17 protein-coding genes are annotated in these 17,246 nt (G+C 60.0%); 9 read left to right on the forward strand and 8 right to left on the reverse strand.

Annotation, left to right across the window (positions count from 1 at the left end):
* Positions 1 to 21: 21 nt before the first annotated feature.
* Positions 22 to 435, forward strand: a complete 414-nt coding sequence (locus tag AC0L2M_RS00625; RefSeq protein ID WP_287244669.1) for an HD domain-containing protein — start codon at positions 22 to 24, stop codon at positions 433 to 435.
* 59 nt (positions 436 to 494) lie between these two features.
* On the opposite strand, the gene AC0L2M_RS00630 is transcribed toward AC0L2M_RS00625, so the two are convergent.
* Positions 495 to 905, reverse strand: coding sequence for a DUF427 domain-containing protein (locus AC0L2M_RS00630; protein WP_473533754.1), 411 nt, complete (start codon positions 903 to 905; stop codon positions 495 to 497).
* Positions 906 to 1,126: 221 nt separating this feature from the next.
* On the opposite strand from AC0L2M_RS00630, the gene AC0L2M_RS00635 reads away from it, so the two are divergent.
* Positions 1,127 to 1,564, forward strand: a complete 438-nt coding sequence (locus AC0L2M_RS00635; protein WP_287138799.1) for a CBS domain-containing protein — start codon at positions 1,127 to 1,129, stop codon at positions 1,562 to 1,564.
* Positions 1,565 to 2,011: 447 nt separating this feature from the next.
* Positions 2,012 to 3,142 carry a site-2 protease family protein gene (locus AC0L2M_RS00640; RefSeq protein ID WP_473533755.1) on the forward strand — a complete coding sequence of 377 codons (1,131 nt, stop codon included), beginning with the start codon at positions 2,012 to 2,014 and terminating at the stop codon, positions 3,140 to 3,142.
* A 110-nt stretch (positions 3,143 to 3,252) separates the two neighbouring features.
* On the opposite strand, the gene AC0L2M_RS00645 is transcribed toward AC0L2M_RS00640, so the two are convergent.
* Positions 3,253 to 3,909 carry a TerC family protein gene (locus tag AC0L2M_RS00645; protein WP_128167821.1) on the reverse strand — a complete coding sequence of 219 codons (657 nt, stop codon included), beginning with the start codon at positions 3,907 to 3,909 and terminating at the stop codon, positions 3,253 to 3,255.
* Positions 3,910 to 4,305: 396 nt separating this feature from the next.
* Here AC0L2M_RS00645 and AC0L2M_RS00650 point away from each other — a divergent pair, with 396 nt between their 5' ends.
* A complete protein-coding gene (locus tag AC0L2M_RS00650; RefSeq protein ID WP_287217221.1) occupies positions 4,306 to 5,415 on the forward strand; it encodes a calcium:cation antiporter in 1,110 nt (369 codons plus the stop codon).
* Positions 5,416 to 5,483: 68 nt separating this feature from the next.
* Here AC0L2M_RS00650 and phnE read toward each other — a convergent pair whose 3' ends face one another.
* The 3 genes from phnE to AC0L2M_RS00665 all read right to left on the reverse strand — a co-directional run bounded on the left by phnE (position 5,484) and on the right by AC0L2M_RS00665 (position 7,956).
* A complete protein-coding gene (gene phnE, locus AC0L2M_RS00655) occupies positions 5,484 to 6,278 on the reverse strand; it encodes a phosphonate ABC transporter, permease protein PhnE (RefSeq protein WP_287171988.1) in 795 nt (264 codons plus the stop codon).
* Positions 6,271 to 7,020 carry a phosphonate ABC transporter ATP-binding protein gene (locus AC0L2M_RS00660; protein ID WP_473533756.1) on the reverse strand — a complete coding sequence of 250 codons (750 nt, stop codon included), beginning with the start codon at positions 7,018 to 7,020 and terminating at the stop codon, positions 6,271 to 6,273. The genes phnE and AC0L2M_RS00660 overlap by 8 nt, the downstream gene beginning before the upstream one ends.
* 78 nt (positions 7,021 to 7,098) lie before the next feature.
* Entirely contained in the window at positions 7,099 to 7,956 is an 858-nt protein-coding gene (locus AC0L2M_RS00665; RefSeq protein ID WP_473533757.1) for a PhnD/SsuA/transferrin family substrate-binding protein, read from the reverse strand.
* 121 nt (positions 7,957 to 8,077) lie between these two features.
* Here AC0L2M_RS00665 and AC0L2M_RS00670 point away from each other — a divergent pair, with 121 nt between their 5' ends.
* Both AC0L2M_RS00670 and phnF read left to right on the forward strand, forming a co-directional pair.
* The gene (locus AC0L2M_RS00670) at positions 8,078 to 9,259 is read left to right on the forward strand and encodes an alpha-D-ribose 1-methylphosphonate 5-triphosphate diphosphatase (protein WP_473533758.1); all 1,182 of its coding nucleotides are present in this window, start codon (positions 8,078 to 8,080) and stop codon (positions 9,257 to 9,259) included.
* The gene (gene phnF / locus AC0L2M_RS00675) at positions 9,256 to 10,041 is read left to right on the forward strand and encodes a phosphonate metabolism transcriptional regulator PhnF (protein ID WP_473533759.1); all 786 of its coding nucleotides are present in this window, start codon (positions 9,256 to 9,258) and stop codon (positions 10,039 to 10,041) included. Before AC0L2M_RS00670 ends, phnF begins: the two co-directional genes overlap by 4 nt.
* 63 nt (positions 10,042 to 10,104) lie before the next feature.
* On the opposite strand, the gene AC0L2M_RS00680 is transcribed toward phnF, so the two are convergent.
* A complete protein-coding gene (locus AC0L2M_RS00680; protein ID WP_473533760.1) occupies positions 10,105 to 10,560 on the reverse strand; it encodes an NUDIX hydrolase in 456 nt (151 codons plus the stop codon).
* Between the two features lie 92 nt (positions 10,561 to 10,652).
* The gene (locus AC0L2M_RS00685) at positions 10,653 to 11,819 is read right to left on the reverse strand and encodes a glycosyltransferase family 4 protein (protein WP_473533941.1); all 1,167 of its coding nucleotides are present in this window, start codon (positions 11,817 to 11,819) and stop codon (positions 10,653 to 10,655) included.
* A 272-nt stretch (positions 11,820 to 12,091) separates the two neighbouring features.
* On the opposite strand from AC0L2M_RS00685, the gene AC0L2M_RS00690 reads away from it, so the two are divergent.
* From AC0L2M_RS00690 to AC0L2M_RS00700, 3 genes are all read left to right on the forward strand, one after another.
* On the forward strand, positions 12,092 to 13,672 hold the full coding sequence (locus AC0L2M_RS00690) for a DUF4214 domain-containing protein (RefSeq protein WP_473533761.1): 1,581 nt from the start codon (positions 12,092 to 12,094) through the stop codon (positions 13,670 to 13,672).
* Between the two features lie 11 nt (positions 13,673 to 13,683).
* On the forward strand, positions 13,684 to 13,878 hold the full coding sequence (locus tag AC0L2M_RS00695) for a hypothetical protein (RefSeq protein WP_287327481.1): 195 nt from the start codon (positions 13,684 to 13,686) through the stop codon (positions 13,876 to 13,878).
* A 946-nt stretch (positions 13,879 to 14,824) separates the two neighbouring features.
* Positions 14,825 to 14,959 carry a glycosyltransferase gene (locus AC0L2M_RS00700; protein ID WP_287245621.1) on the forward strand — a complete coding sequence of 45 codons (135 nt, stop codon included), beginning with the start codon at positions 14,825 to 14,827 and terminating at the stop codon, positions 14,957 to 14,959.
* Positions 14,960 to 15,114: 155 nt separating this feature from the next.
* Here the strand turns inward: AC0L2M_RS00700 and AC0L2M_RS00705 are convergent, their stop codons facing one another.
* A complete protein-coding gene (locus AC0L2M_RS00705; protein ID WP_473533762.1) occupies positions 15,115 to 17,199 on the reverse strand; it encodes an oxidoreductase in 2,085 nt (694 codons plus the stop codon).
* Between the last annotated feature and the right edge of the window lie 47 nt (positions 17,200 to 17,246).

The following is a 17,246-nucleotide window of genomic DNA, read 5'->3' on the forward strand; positions in this document are numbered from 1 at the left end:
AGGCCAGCAAGGATCGAGGCAGTGAGCTTCCTTTACCGCGCGGCAAAAATCGCCGAACAAGCTCATGCGGGGCAGACGGACAAGACCGGACGACCCTATATCGAGCATTGCCGCCGGGTCGTTGATGCCGTCGAAACGCTCGACCAGAAGGCCGTTGCCTACCTCCATGACGTTGTGGAGAAAAGCGACGATTGGGATCGCGAGCGGCTCGAGGCGGCAGGTTTCGGAACCTCCATCGTGTCGGCAGTCGATGCGATGACACGCAGGCCGCACGAGGACGACCTCGCTTTCGTGCGCAGAGCAGCAGCCAACCCATTGGCGCTGCCGGTCAAGCGCGCCGATCTTGCCGACAATTTATGGCAAGCACAGCAGATTGGCGCGTCGACATCGAAATATGAAGACGGACTGCGGATCCTCGACGAAGAATTCTCCTGATGACGAGAGGATTGTCGCCTGTGGCGTGATCGGCCGATGTGCGACCTTCATGCGAGGCTCTATTCGGGGATGTGAGGCGTATGTCGCTTGTCCTCGGCAGGATCGGCATCGATCCGCGCCTTGCTGGGATCGAAGGCGCCATGGCGGGCGATGGCCAATGCCGGCGTGTCGGGCGTCTCGTAGGCCCACATGAAGTCGTCGGCCGCTCCGCCGACCGCGTGGACCCGCCAGTAACTGGCCGTGCCCTTCAGCGGGGAGTGGGTTGTGGTGTTGGTCTTCTCCAGAAGGTCGAAATAGATATCCTCGAAGGGGATATAGAAGACCGGATCTTGCCCCTCTTCATGGAGCACTTTTGCCCGCTCTGTCGAGACAATGATCGCGTCGGAGAACCTGACCGTCACGGTTCCATTGAACGGGGTAATCGTCAGCGCGCCGGGACGGCTGGTGGAATTTACGGCTAAGGGCTGCATTCGACTTCTCCGTTGGCTGCCGATCTCCTGGAACGTCGTATCGCCCGTCAGGGTTCCAACAGCGTGAGGCTCATTGGAGCCGCGACATCGGGGGAGCCGGCGACAGATGAAAAACCTCCCGCGGGGCATTCAGATTCAAGGGAACGTTACCGCCGAAGAGTTCGTTTCCTAGATTGACACCGGAACCGGCGGCGGGGCTTCGCAAGTTAAGGGAGATTGCCATGAAGGTCGGCAACTGCATGACGAGGAATGTACAGGTCGCTAACCCCGAACAGTCGATCCGCGAAGTGGCTGAGATGATGGGCAGGCTTGACGCCGGAGGGATGCCCGTGGGCGACCACGACCGGCTGGTCGGGATGATCACCGATCGAGATATCGCGATCCGCGGCGTAGCATTGGGCAAGGGACCTGACACGAAGGTGCGTGATGTCATGAGCCCGGAGGTCAAATATTGCTTCGATGACGAAGACGTCGAGCATGTGCTTGAAAACATGGGCGACCTGCAGGTACGTCGGCTCCCGGTTCTGAACCGCGACAAGAGGCTCGTCGGCATCATCTCGCTTGGCGATCTCGCGACGAATGGCGAAGCGGCAGAAGCGGGAGAAGCTTTAAGCGACATCTCGAAGCCGGGCGGCGAGCATTCGCAGACTGCTCACTGACTAACGCCGCGACATGTCGGCGCAAGGTCAACATCACTTGTTTCGCGGTGCGTCGGCTAACGCCGGCGCCCCGCCGGAGACTTCTGCATTTGCGATGTTTTTCGGCAAAGGTTCAGGAGCATCCATGACAACGATCCGAAGCACCGTGTCCTTCAGCGCCGAAAAAAGCGCGGCAGGGCGAAATCATCGTGCAGGCGCGGACGCGTCAGATCACGCGCCGAGACGTTCACCCGGATGTCGTGTCGTGATAAGCTGTTCTTGCGACGGGACCGCGCGACACCGAGGCGGGCATCTCGCGGCCGGGCAGCCCTTAGTCGCACACGATGAGCTTGAGCACCTGATGTTCTCGAACGATTGCAAGCGTCCTGCCAAACCCTGTTGCGAAGGTGGGGCCTGTTGCCAAGGTGGGGCCTCTTGCGAACGTCGGGCCTCTCGGAGTGGACGGATTTGGGTTGGTCGCTGAACCTCGGGACGATCGCCGGCACCACCGTGCGCGTTCACTTTACCTTCCTGCTTCTGCTCGTCTGGATCTGGCTGACGCACTATCAGATCGGCGGCACGCCAGCGGCCTGGCAAGGCGTTGCCTTCATCATTGCGGTTTTTGCCTGCGTGGTCCTGCATGAGTTCGGCCACATCGCCGCTGCGCGGTATTTCGGCATCAACACGCCGGACATTACGCTTTTCCCGATCGGCGGCGTCGCCAGGCTCGAACGCATGCCCGAAGAGCCGGGGCAGGAGTTCGTGATCGCGGTCGCGGGGCCGCTGGTCAATGTCGCGATCGCCGCGCTGATCTTCGTCCTGCTCGGCGGGTCGGCGGGCGTCGAACAGATGGCCGGGATCGAGGATCCGCGTATGAGTTTTCTCGCCAGGCTTGCCGGGGTCAATGTCTTCCTGGTCATCTTCAATATGATCCCAGCCTTCCCGATGGATGGCGGCCGTATCCTGCGCGCCGCACTCGCCGCCCGCCTGTCGTGGTCGCGCGCAACCCAGATCGCAGCCATGATCGGGCAAGGATTGGCCTTCGTCTTCGGTTTTGTTGGGCTGTTCTACAATCCGCTACTGATCTTCATCGGCATCTTCGTCTATCTCGCCGCGGCAGCGGAAGCGCAAAACGCACAGATCCGGGAGGTAGCCACAAGCGTCCTTGTCGCGGATGTGATGATCACCGAGTTCGCCCGGCTGGAACGGTCGGCGACGCTCGACCAGGCAATCGAGATGCTGCTCGCGACGACGCAGCACGAATTCCCTGTCGTCGACTCTGCTGGCCATCTTGAAGGATTGGTGACACGCAACGACATGATCCGGACATTGAAGGAAAAGGGACCCGCCGCACCGGTCGCGAGCGCAATGCGGCACGATATCCCGAAAATACATTACCGCAAAAGTCTCGAGGAAAGCCTGCGGCTGATGCAGCAGGCAGAGGTGCCTGCTGTAGCCGTCGTGGACAGTTCCGACCGGCTGGTCGGGCTCATGACACACGAAACCATAGGCGAGATGCTCATGATCCGCTCAGCCGTGTCGGATGCCTTCCGATTTGGTCGTTTGCGTGGGGCCAAGCCGCGATTCACACGGATCTGAGCACGAGGATTCTTTTCACCGCCGGATCGGGTGAGTGCGCTCTAAATCGTAGCGGAGCGATAAGCAGAAATCGGCCGGAACGAAGGTCGTCCCGGCCCTTTTTCTGTGTCTCAAGCGCCCGGAACGTGAGGCAGAAGTTCAAGCGCACCGCGATAGATCATGTCGCCAGCTACGTAGAGGATGACCACCAGCCCGACATAGGCGATCCAGCGGTGCTTCTGAAGCAGATTGGCAATGAGGTTTGCAGCGATGCCCATCAGCGCGACGGAGAGGACAAGGCCGAAGATCAGCACGTTCGGATGTTCGCGCGCAGCACCGGCTACCGCCAGAACATTGTCGAGTGACATGGAGACGTCGGCGATGATGATCTGCCAGGTTGCCTGGGCCAGGGTCTTGCGCGGAGCCTTGCCAGCTACGACGCCATCGTAGTCGACGTCGCTTTCCGAAAGCGCTTCGATCGCCTGTGCTTCCTGCGCATGGTTTTGCCGGAGTTCGCGCCACATCTTCCAGCAGACCCACAACAGCAAAAGACCGCCGGCGAACAGCAGCCCGACGATCTGCAGGAGCTGGGTTGTCGCGGCCGCAAAGCCGATGCGCAGAACGGCCGCTGCGATTATGCCAACGACAATTGCGTTTCTGCGCTGCTCTTTGGGTAGTCCGGCCGCGGCAAGGCCGATAACGATGGCATTGTCGCCGGCCAGCACCAGGTCGATCATGATGACCTGCATGAGAGCGGTCATTGCTTCGGGACTGAAAAAATCTGTCATACGGCACCCTTGCGTTCAGCTAGGGGTGACGCGGCTTGCGAGTATAACCGTAGAGCAACGCGGACACCGCGTATGACAAGAGAAATGCCGCTACAGCTGAAGAAAACTCAAAGCCAGGCCACCCGGATTGGAATTCCAGTCCGACATCGCAGTCCTGATGGACTGCCAGAGGGGCCCGGCCTGGCAGCACCTAGCTATTGCCCCAAGCGCAAAAACTCAAGGCTTAATTGTGATCCGCATATGCGGCATCGAGTTCGGCAAGCTGGTTAAGCCAGGTCGATCGGCCACGCGGCCATTGAACGGGCCGGCAGCCGCAAGTAGACTGATACAGTGCGCTTCGGTAAATTTCTCCAACACCCGATCTGCGACCGTCGATGGCGATGAAGGAATTCCGTCTTGGCTGCTCATCGACGATCGATCGGCCAATATCTGTTCCCAATCGGCTCCTTGGGCCTGGCCGCACTCATTCATTTCGGCGCCGCGTCGATCGAGCATTCGCCGCTCTCGATCAAAATCCTGGCGTTGATCGTCGTCGCTATCTTCATCTTCGCGACAGTGTTTGTGGTTTTGCATCATGCAGAAGCCGTCGCACTGCGGCTCGGTGAACCATATGGCACGCTGCTGTTGACATTTTCGGTGACGGCCATCGAAGCGTCGGTCATCGTTTCGATGATGCTGCACGGCGAGAACAACCCGACGCTGGCACGCGAATCTGTGTTTTCGACGGTCATGATCGTTTGCGCTGGCGTCGTCGGGGTCTGCCTCACCCTGGGTGGGCTGAAGCATCGATATCAGGACATCAAACGTCAGGGCACCAACGCCTCGCTTGCCGTCATTATGGCGCTGACAGTTCTTACGCTGATCCTTCCAAACTACACGCTTGCAACAAGCCCCGGTACGTTCTCCGCCTCGCAGCTCGCTTTCGTGAGCGTTCTTTCAATCCTCCTCTATGGTGCCTTCGTCTTTGCCCAGATGGTGCGCCATCGGGGCGATTTTATCGAAGACCTGACCTCCAGCGCGGAACATGACAAGCATGTATCTGAGGGTGGGAGAGTGACCACCAATGTGCTCCTCTTATTTGTCGGACTGGCAGGGATCGTTCTTCTGACCGAACAGGTGGCCGGCAACATCGAGAATGGGCTCGAGTTTCTTCATATTACCCAGGCGGACGCCATCGTGGGCTTCTTCGTCGCTGCGCTTGTGCTTATGCCGGAGGCGGTATCGGCGGTTCGGGCAGCACTCAATAATGAACTTCAGCGAGGGCTGAATGTCGCCCTCGGCTCGGCCTGCGCCACAATCGGCCTGACAATCCCGGCGATCGGTGCGGCGAGCCTGCTCACCGGACGAAGCCTGACTCTTGGTCTGGGTCCGGGGGATACCGTGCTTCTCATCCTCGCCCTTGCCATCAGCATCGTGAGCTTTGGGACGGGCCGAACAACGATGCTGACGGGGCTCGTTCATCTCGTCGTGTTTGTCGCGTATCTGTTCCTTATCTTCGTGCCGTAGGTGATCGACCCGCCGTCTTCCGCCATCGCTGCGTCCTGTCGTTTGCGGCGCACATGCCTAGCCTGCAACTACTGGACCTTCGAGCGCAAGCGATCAGTCACGAACTCCATCAACACCACGATGGCGAAGATCACGAGAATGATGGTCGAGGCATTCCTGTATTGGAAAAGATCGAACGCGACCTTCAGCTCCTGTCCGATGCCACCGGCTCCAACGAGGCCGAGAACAACGGACGAGCGCACTGCCTTTTCAAGCGCGAAGAGCGTGGTGTTTATCAGGGACGGCATGGCGTCAGGCAGTACTGCCCCGCACAGAACAGAGAATCGTCCGGCGCCGATTGCAAACAGCGCTTCCTGAGGTCTTTCGTCGGCATCCTCCATCGCCTCGGCGAAGAAGCGCCCGCAAAAGCCGATCGTATCGACGACGATGGTCATGGTGCCGGCAACCGCCCCGAGACCAACGGCTGACACGAAAAGTAGTGCCCAGACCAAATCTGGAACAGTCCTGAACAACGAGACCAGCATCCTGGAGATATGCCGGAACGGGCCGATCGGGGTTATGTCCTTGGCCGAGAGCCAGGCAAACGGCAAGCTGAGGACGACACCTATTGCTGTCCCCACGAGCGCTATCTGAAACGTTTCGACCATGCGCCAGAAAACCCTCAGGAGGAACCCTGGCTCGACATTTGGGGGTATCATGCGGCCGACGAGATGGACCATTCGGGGCACCCCGCCTGCCAGTTGTTCCGGCGAAGGTGCGACCTGCCCGGCGGAAACGATCACGAGAGCGGCCAAAGCGACGGCAAAGCTGAAAGTGACGGGCGAGATCGATGGAATCCGGCTCAGCGAAAGGCGGTCATGCATCGAAGACGTCTTTCAGATCAGCGCGGGTCACCTGCGCCGTCGGTCGGTCGAAGAAGACCTTGCCCGCCTTGAGCGCTATCAAGCGGTCGGAGTAGTCGAGAGCATGCTCCATGTCGTGCGTGGTATAGACGAAAGTGATCGCCTGTTCCTGGGTCAGCTCGGAGAAGACGCGCATCACATCATGTCCAGCCGCCGGGTCGAGACTTGCCGCCGGTTCGTCTGCTATCAAAAGCTTCGGACGCCGGATCAACGCACGGGCAATCGCCACCCGCTGCGCCTGCCCTCCAGAAAGCGCGTCGGCGCGGGCGCCCGCCTTGCCGAGAAGCCGCACTTCGGCGAGGGCCTGCATTGCTTCCTCGCGCCAGTGTTGCTTTGCGATGGAATGGTGCCAGCCGCGCCAGCCGCCGGGCAGCCCGAGCTTGCCCTGCAAAACGTTTGTAAGAACCGATTGGCGGCTGACCAGTCCGTGGTGCTGGAAGACAAATCCGATCTGCCTGCGTATGCGCCGCAGCTGGACGACGGACGGCGCCGAGCGGAAGCTCTCGCCGAGGGTGACGACCTCGCCACCGCTCGACGGTAGAAGACCAATGAGGCATTTGAGCAGGGTGGATTTTCCAGCACCGTTCGAGCCAATCAGGGCAACCCGTTCGCGCGATGCTATGGTGAGGCCGATACTGGAGAAAATGACCTTTCCGTTCGCATAGCTCTTCGCAAGATCGTGCGCCCGAATGATGGCTGTCATAGTGACCTCTTGGCCCAGACCGAACTGCGAAACAGACGGCGGTTAGCCGCCGGCCTTGTCGCTGAAAAGGAGCGAGCCTCAGTTTACGAAGTCGGTGAGGGTCTCGATTCCGATCGTGCGGTACATCGAGCGGACATAGTCGTAGTCCGAGTCCCTGACATCAGTCAGGAAGAAACCGCCCTTGAATTTCTGGTTGTCCTCGCCGGTCAGGATCGCTTTCATCAGCTCATTGCCATTCTTCGCAAAGGCATCGCGGATCTTGACGAACACGTCATCTGAAATGTCCTTGCGGGCGACAAGAATGTCGTTCGGCAGATCGCGGCCCCGTGCGATGACCGAGAAGGCAACGCCGGGGAATGCTTCCCGGACCGAGTTGAGATAGCCGAAATTCAAGCCGATAGCGGCGATGTCGCCGCGGATGAGAGCCTCAGCCGCGATGTTGCGCGATATGATTACTGGTTCGTAATCGGTGGCATATTTCAGGTTGAAATCGGCCAGCGCCTGCGCGGGGCCGAGGTGCTGGGAGGTCGAGCCGACCGAGCCGAATGCGACCTTCTTGCCCTTCAAGTCTTCGACCGAGCGGATCGGTCCATTCGCCAGCACGGCGATCTGAGCGAAATAGTCGGGGCGCTGCCAGGCGACAACAATCTTCGGCTGGCTTAATTCCTTCATGACGACGTATTCTGCAGGACCGGTCAGGACAAGATCGACCTGCCCGGAATTCATCGCCTCGGCGGCGGTGGTCCGCGAACTGACCGGAAACAGCTCGACATCCAGGCCGGTCGCCTCCTCAAGAGCGGTCTGGAAAGCACCGAATTCCTGCTGAAGAGCCTCCAGTCCCTCCATGTCGGTTACCGCGAATTTCACTGGCTCCGCAAACACTGGAACGGCGGAGGCAAGCGTCAGGGCGAGTGCGGTTGCGATGCTGCGGATCATCGTTTTTTCCTTTGCTGTATAGACAGGAAACTGTTACCGGCTAATCCGTATACGCAGCAGATGACGTGCTCGTGACATTTCGCCGGCGCCACCGGCAGCCTTTGCTTTTTTGAGGGATACAGTGAACTGGCACATCCAGGGTGGTCGCATCCTTACCGAACGGGGACTTGAAACCGCGGACCTGAGCGTCACCGGCGGCGCCCTGTCAGAGCTGCGAGCGGCCCATGCCTCCACAATCGATGCCGATGGTCTGCTCGTGCTTCCGGGGATCGTCGATATTCACGGCGACGGCTTCGAGCGCCAGATCATGCCGCGGCCCGGTGTCCGCTTCGACACCGCGCTGGCGCTGAAAGATACGGACCGCCAGCTTGTCGCCAATGGCGTAACCACGGCCTTTCACGGCGTCACGGTGTCGTGGGAGCCTGGACTTCGCTCGCTCGACGCTGCCAAACAGCTGATCGGCGCGGTCTGCGATCTCCGCGATAGCCTTGGCTGCGATACGCGTCTGCATCTGCGCTGGGAGACCTTCGCGCTTGATCAAATGGCGCAGGTCGTACGATGGCTCTCGCTTTCGCCACGGCCGATCATCGCCGTCAACGATCATACGACGGGGTCGGTGCTGAACGGCACGATTGCCCGCAAGATCGGTCAGATGGCGGAGCGGTCTGGCTTGAGCCGCGAGCAATACATGACGTTGCTCGGCCAGATTTGGTCCCGCCGCGCCGAGGTTGAGATCGCGATCGGGAAGCTGGCCGCAACTGCGCGGGCCAGTGGCAATGTGCTTCTTGCCCATGACGAAGCGTCTCCCGAGGAACGCATGTATTTTCGCGCCCTCGGCGCAAAGGCCTCGGAATTTCCGCTGACGTTCGAAACAGCCAAGGCCGCGCGGCAAATGGGCGAGGACGTGATCCTCGGCGCGCCCAACGTCGTGCGCGGCGGCAGCCATAATGGAGCGCTGAATGCCACCGAGGCCGTCAGGGCCGGACTTTGCACGGTGCTGACCAGCGATTACCACTACCCTTCGCCTCTGCATGCGGCCTTCAGACTGTCTTCGCCAGACGCCGGCGACTTCCCCTCGATCTGGAATCTGGTTTCGGCAAACCCGGCCCGGGTGGCCGGCCTCGACGATCGCGGCTCGCTTGTTGCCGGCCGCCGGGCGGATCTGATCCTGGTCGATGCTGGCGATCCAGAGCATCCGCGTGTGGTGGCCACCATGGTCCATGGACAAATTGTCTATAGCTCCGGGCTCTCCCGCACAGACCGATGGTCTGCACAGCGGTCGCCGGTGGATAAGGTTTCATGAACTTGGACACGAAAATTTCAACACCACACGAGCGCAATGGCAATCGCCTTCTGGCCTTTGACGGGCTGGTCTTTCGGCCACGCAACGATACGCCGATCTGGCAGCAGATCTACGATCACATCTTCGATCTGATCGAGAGCGGCAGTCTTGCGCCGGGCAGCCAGCTTCCCGGAGAAACGCATCTGGCAGAGAAACTCGCGGTCACCCGCATTACGCTTCGCCGGGCGCTGCAGCAGTTACAGCATGAGGGCCACCTCACCGCCCGCAAGGGCGTCGGTATCTTCGTGCGAAACCTGCCCTCGACATTCACTGTTCGCGACGGACAGCGCTTTCTCGACAATTTCGAAGCCCACGGCCAGGAAATCGGCACCCGGACGCTGCTTATTCTCCGGGAACCGGCCGAAGCGGCCGTGGCGGAACGGTTGCGTGTCGCACCTGACACCACCATTATCCGGCTGTGCCGGATCAGAACGTCGGACAAGCAGCCGGTTTACGTCAATACCAAGTTCTTTCCGGCGCATCTCTTTCCCGACTTCGAGCAGAGATACGATGTGCGTCAGTCGGTGACCGATGTTTTCCGCGCGCATGGCATCGACAACTACCGGCGGGCCGAGACGCGCATCAGTGGCGGCTTTGCATCCCCCGATGAAGCGGAAATCCTGCGGCTGACGCCCGGAACGCCAGTATTCCGCATCAATGCTGTCAACGAGGACCGCAGCGGCGTACCAATCGAATGGACCCGCGGCTGCTGGCCGCTGACATCCGTCGAATTCGTCTTCTGATTATGGTATGGCGCATGTCAACACGACCAGTTGAGGACGTCAGTCGGGCAATTGGGTCGACCCTTAGACAGACACCACAAGCCGGTCGAGAAAAGGCCGCTGGCCGAGAAGCAACTTTTCCCGGGCCATTTCGAGGCCGAACCACCCTGCGCGATCGATCTCAGGAAAAGTCTGCATGCGGCCGCTGCGCGGCGGCCATCGCATCTCGAACATGTTGCTGCGCAAGGTGCCGGCATCGAAATCGCCTTCGGCGCCGAAGGCCGTAACAAGCTTGCCGCCGGGCTGGCGCAGTTCCCCTAGCGGAAGCAGTGCTCCCGAGAGCTCCCAGCCGGTTTCCTCCTCAAATTCGCGACGCGCCGCGGCTTCCGGCTGTTCGTCATCACCATACTCGCCCTTTGCGATCGACCATGCGCCGAGATCGCGGCTCTGCCAGAACGGCCCGCCCGGATGGACAAGCAGCACCTGCAGTTCGTTGGTCGATCTGCGGTAAGGCAGGATGCCCGCACTTCTTTTCGCCATCGCCTCATACCTCCGGATCCAGCCTGTCATCGCAGGCAGGCTGAACGGGAATGATGCGCCTGAATGGCAGATGCCGTTAGACTCGAGATACCTCAATTGATACTAGCGGCCGCCGTAAGTCGCTCATTCGGATTGCATTCGACTTCCCTCAGCGGTGGTGGCGGCACTTCTGGAAATCCATCCACGCTGGCCATCAGCTCCAGATAGCGCTGAGCCGACGCGGCCCACTGAAATCGCGCCGCCCTGGCGCGACCGCGTGCGATCAATTTGGTTCTGAGGCCTTCTTCGTGGACCAGGCGCATAAAACAATCGAACCACGCATTATCGTCGCAAGGTGATGCGTACAACACCGCATCGCCGCCGATTTCGGGCAGGCTGGCACGGTCCGACATCACCACCGGACATCCCAGTGTCATGGCCTCGAGGGGCGGCAGTCCGAAACCCTCGACCAAGGAGGGGAACGCGAGGCATAGGCAATCGCGCAGAAGCGCGCCGAGTTCCGCGTCCGGTCTTCTTCCCAGCCAAATGACGTTCGGGGATTTCTGGTCGCCGCTGCTGGCGAAAACGCGGGACGTTGACGCGCCGACAACAACAATCTGCAGCCCCGCCGCGGCAAGTCGCTCGTGCATGCCGATGATCAAGCCGACATTTTTGTGCGGGATGGAACTGCCAAGCACGACGATCGTACGAGGGCCGGCGACTGCCAGTGTTTGTTCTGAATGGCAAGGAGCCCATCGCAACGCATGTTCATGCCCATTGCCTACAATTTCGACCTTTGCCGCCGGGCACACGCCATAGCGCGCCAGTTCACCCGCAGAGTATTTCGACACCGTCGTAATCTTACGCGTGGCCCGGCCCAAGGCAGGAACCAGGGTGCGGTAAAGAAGCCGAAATGGAAATGAATAGCTCTGCGGGGCTACCCGTGTATTGACATCGTGAATGCACAGCACCTGCCGACGAACCGTCAGAGGGCCGGTATTGCAGAGGCTAAGCAGCCCGCCGCGAAGATAGGCCGGAAGCACAGCCTGTTCCCATAAATGCCCGCCAACACTGCCGACAGTCCGGACACGGATCGCTGCCAGGGGCAATTTTTCAAGCGCCCCCGGCGGGACCAGCAACTCGACCGTCAAATCCCGCGCCAAGGCAGCGTGGTCCACGATCAAGGCGTCCAGCGCCGAAACGATCTCGCGTGCGTAGCGCTGAACTCCGGTGGTCGGCTGCGCGAGAAAACGGCCGTTGATTGTCCAATGTCGTGCCATCACAGGGTTTTTGGTCACCAGCGCCATGCCTCGGTTCCACGACTTTGGACGACCAGGACAGCAGGGTCATCCTGGCCTTTGGGACGTACCCGGTCGTTTGCCCGAAAAGGCTTCCCGGCAGCTCTCATCCGAATGGCGAGGCCAATCATCGGCGTTTACGCCAAATGTGTGAGGTTCTGCGTGGCGCGGTTTTGATAGACTGCGTTGGGCAGCGCGGCAGATCTCAATCGTCGTGCTCGGATGGATGTCAGGCGAGTTGAGCGAGTGGAGTGATGCCGCATGATGTCCGGCGCAAAACAGGCAAGTTCGCGCTGATGCAGCGCCCGACCAATCCATTGCAACCAGGCTCCGTTGGACGGGCCGTCGCCGCGACCAGACGTCTTTGGACAGCCCTGGCATGCCTGCTTGGCATGACAGCTTCGGGCGCAGCGGATTTGCTCTGGGGGATCAACGGCCATCCCTTCAACGCCTATCCCGGGATATCGATCGAACAGCAACTCGACTATGTCAGCGATCTCGGCATGAAGTCGTATCGGGTCAACATTTCCAGCGCCGACAGCGCCAACAAACTTGCCGAACTGGTCAAGGCGGGCAAGCAGCGCGGAGTCCAGATCCTGCCGGTAATCACGCCCGACCTGGACCTCGACAATGGGACCGTCGATGACCTCTATGCGCAGGCCTACGATCTCGCGTCGACACTGGTATCCCGCTTCAAGGACGACATCCGCGTTTGGGAGCTTGGCAACGAGATGGAGAATTACGCCATCTTGATGCCCTGCGAGATGCAGGACAGCGGAATACAATACAACTGCTCCTGGGGCCCTGCCGGCGGCACCGAGACGTCCGACTATTTCAGTCCGCGCTGGGCGAAGGTAAGCGCAGTGCTGCGCGGTCTGTCGGATGCAACCATCGCGGTGGATGCGACCATAAGAAAAGCAATGGGAACGGCCGGCTGGGGCCACCGCGCAGCGTTCACCCGCATGCTGCAGGACGGCATCAGATGGGATATCTCGGTCTGGCACCTTTACGAGGGCGACCCCGAGGAAGCATTCAAGTTCCTGGCCACTCTCGGTCGTCCAATCTGGCTGACCGAATTCAACTATGCCGGGGGCAGCCAACGAGGGGAAAAGCAGCAGGCGGACGCTCTAGTCCAGACGATGACGCTGCTGCGCCGATATCAATCTCCATATGGATTGGAAGCTGCCCATATCTACGAACTGCTTGACGAGCCGTACTGGGCGCCAAGCTACGAGGCCTTTATGGGCCTCGTGCGCCTGAAGAAGCGCGGCGAAGGGCTATGGGCGCCGAGCGGGCGAAAGCCGGCATACGATGCCGTAAAGAAGACCATTGCGAACGGCAATGCAGGCTCGAGCTCGTCAATGGCCACGACGGAGAGCTTGCCGCCTGCTGACCAGATGTCGGTGCCCCGCGTTCCCGGCATCGGGGCATTTCACCCCTGTTCGCTTGATGCGTTCGACAAGTCTGTCTTCAACCACGCCAACCAGATTGCATATGCTTACTGCCTGGTCCTGCGTCGCATGCCGTCTCCGGCCGAGCAGTGGCGCGAGGTCATCGCGATGAAGAAGGATCCATCGATCGTTCCATTACTGACGAAGATGTTGCTTTCGGTCGAATTCAGGACTGACAATCAGCCGGTTGGGCTTGGAAACGCGCAATACGTGGCCCTTCTCTATCGGACATTGCTGGGACGGGAGCCAGACGGCCAGGGACTTTCTGCTTACGTGTCGAAACTGGACAGCGACAAGGCGAGTGGAGAACAGATCGTGGCGGAATTGATCCATTCGTATGAGTTTCGCTCCAGACACACGGTTCTGTTTGCCAACGAGCCTTAGCTGGCGGTCCAATGATTTTTTTCGGCCGACAGGTCGTGACTGGCGCTGTTTGGGCCGCAGTCGATAGCTGGGGCCGACAGATCGCTATGCTCGGTGTATTTGTGGTGCTGGCGCGGCACCTTGGCCCCGAGGCGTTCGGGATTGCGGCGCTCGCCATGGTGGTGCCCAATATTCTGGCTGCTCCGGTAAACGAGGGGTCTACCTGACGCCATTATCCAGCGGGAGGAAATCGATCCCATGCACCTTGATTCGGCTTTCTGCCTCCTTGCGGCGACAGGCGTTGTGATCACTGCACAATCTGGATATCCGCCGGTGCCATCGCGGCCGCGTTGGACCAACTGCATTTGGAGACGCTCGTAAAAATGGACCAGCGCCATAGGCTGCGGGCTCGATGAAAGTCGTAATCCTGAGCCAGCCTTTTGACACGGTCACGCCCCTGGCCGCGGTCGCCGTTGGTGGCACAAAGTCTCTACGCATTCGACTTTCTCGCCCAAGCCATTCGGACAATACGCCGTCTATCGCCCGACGTGGTCCACACCCAGAATTTTCCGCATGCCCGCCATTCGATAGGGGGCGCCGCAAGCAGCAATCGTGTTGCACATGCATTGTGACTGGCTTGCAGAACTTGACCGCCACGCGATGAACCGAGCCCTCGCGCCAGCGATCTCACCGTCGGTGCTCAGAACATGTCGTGACGGCGGCGCACGTGCTTTGCTGAAATGGGCACAATTTTCGCAGTCCTGCCGAATGGAGCGCCCCCGCGAACCAGGACGTCGCCGTAGCGCGAATACCAGGAAAAGTATTGTTCGTTGGCCGTGTGTCGCCCGAAAAGGCATTCACACGCTGATTGAAGCTTGGCAGACCGTTATCGCGGCCTGTCCTGAAGTCCCGCCGCGAGATCGTCGGCCCCATCGGCAACGCTTCCTCGTGAGTTCCTGATTGACATGAGTGCGGACCGCGAAGTCCGATCTCGCTCGCTTCTACCACAACGGTAGCGCATACCCCGGTCCCTACTATGCCGCGCTGCGCGATGATCCCACTCTGAGCTTCGTTGGCACCCTGCCCTACGAAGAATGGCCGCGCGATATGCCGAAGCAACGCTTCTGATAATCCATCTCTCAGCGAGTCCTTCGGAATGAGCCTGTCGAGGCGCTGTCGAATGGTACTCCTCTCGTAGCCACTCGCGTCAGCGGCATGACCGAAATCGTGGAAGCGACTGGCGATGGCGTTGTGGTTGAAAAGAATGACCCGGAAGCGCTTGCAGCCCATATCATCGGCCTTTCTTGATATGCAGGCGGGCGGCGAACCTGGGACGCCAGGAAGCCGCGCGGGTCGCCGATCTCTATTCGGGGGAAAAAATAGCCCAGTCGACCCGGGACCTGTACGATGAGGCCGTCGTCATCCAACCGTTCATGGCTTGGAAAGCGAAACCGCTCTTTCGCTCAGCGCCGGGCCTTGAACGACGTGAACACCGAGCCCGTGTCATCTCCCCACTCCCAGTTGACGGCGAGTCCGACCCGCAAAATTTGAAGGGCGGCATCGTCGGGATAGATATCGGTGAGGCTTCGCTGCATCACCAGTTCGTCGTCGATCAAGATTGCAAACCGATTTCCGTCGAACGCAACGCGCATGCGAAAAGGTTTTCCCCAAACGACCTTGTCCGCCACATTTGTCCAAACCGCGTCATAAAGTTCCTCAAAGCCGAGCCGCTTGATGAACACCGAAATCGATGCACCCTGGTAGACGTCGTCGAGCCAAGTCGTGACACAAACGTAGTTGTCGCTGTCTTGCCAGAAAAGCAGTCCTGCCCGGCCGCGCTGATCTTGTCCTCGGCGCTCCCCAGGAGGCTCGATTGTGGCCTCGAGATCGGCGAATCCCGGTAGGTCCCATGGCAGCGAATAAAATGTTCGACCTGGGTTCGGTCTGTCTACGCTCGCGCGCACACGCGCGCTGCCCAGCCCATCAACGTCGATGACACCGGTGCCCAGTGTTCTGGCCCATTGCCCGTCGCCCAGCTCCGACGTGCGGCGATCTAGTTCGCCGGCAGTACCGGTAAAACCGTCGGCATAGGACAGGGTTGCTCCGAGTTGGTTCCAAGGTGCCCCCAGAGGCGCCATAAATGGGATGGGAACTTCGCAAGGATGAGCCTCGAAATTATGCCAGCGCGGCTCGCTATCGAAGCTTTTCCATATACCTACTCCGGTAGCGTTCTCGACGGAATCGGCATTGACAGACGCTTCGAAAAGGCGAACCCCGTCAAGAAAGCAGCTCACCTGACCGTTCCAGTCAAGAATCTGGACCGAATGGGTAGAACCGCTGCGCAAAGCGTGTTCCGTACCGGTCGCGATCGTAATCTCTTTGCCCGATTGCTTGCGCACCAAGGTCCATCCGAGCGTCGACAGTTTCAGCACCCAGAAATTGTCGTTGTCCCGAAACCGACAAACAAGACCACACACATCCGAGACGGCGCCAATTGCCAGCAGCCCGTGGATCAATCCTGAAGGGCGACCAGGATCGACGACGGATAGGTTATCGCCAGCGTCCTGCGAAAAATGCCACCGCCCCCCGATTGCAGCGATTTGCCCCGGCCAGCCTTCGACAAGTGCATCGGCGGCGTGGGCGGTGCCAAACAGCGTCGAAAATTGAGGTATCCGCCCGACTTGGACCGCTTGGACGCGTGTGTCGACCCGAAAACCGATCTGGCCAAGTGCCGACTGATGAACACCCGCAAACAGCTTTTCGTCCTTGTTGAAAGGATCGATCGCGATCGGACGCATCATCGGAAAAGCGGCAAGACCGTGGGCTTTTTGGTCGGCGGCCGCATAATAGACAGCGCCCTGCTCTCGCAACGCCACGACATAATAGACATGAACATTCTTTAGGCGCCGAAACGCACTCAGGCATTGCTTTCCTACACGAGCCCACAGCTCGCCGTTTTCGCCTTCTGCGGCATGCACGACAAAGCCGCAGCCCTCTTCCACGGGATTAATCGGCGCCTCACTGGGGAACCAGCCGACAGCCAGGTTCTCGTCGATGTTCGATCCCCGGTAGGTTCTGGAGGTGCTAAGCGTCCACCACCAAAAACGGCGAAGGGTGAGCCTCTTTCGTGGCGCACGTATCAGGGCAACCAGTCGGCCGGGCCATGGGTCAATGCCGGGTCCTCGCAACCAACGGTAGAGCCGCCTGGCGAGGTCATCAGGCAATGGCGATCCCTGCGATGTGTTGTGGCCGTTGGTGATCGAGACCAGTAGCACCAGACCAGCCTCTCGCTGAAAGGGACCATAGGAGATCCCTTGCCGGCCCCAACCTGGCCTGACGAGCGGCTGGAAACGAAGTGCGCCGTGATCGATCGCGATCTGGCGTTCGATGTCACGTCCTCGCCTGACACCTCCCTTGACTGCCAAGGTGCCAATTACCGCACCGCGGGCCCGTTTATCTTGAAAATCGTCTGCGACAAGAACCTCCGGCCGGGCAACGCCGGACCCAGCCTCTTCAGCAGTTTCTACCCAGTCATGACGGTGCAACAACAAGACCCTCCTCACGTCGTCGTACGTTTCGCAGTCCTGGGCAGAAG

This window comes from Mesorhizobium sp. WSM4806 (assembly GCF_055811635.1).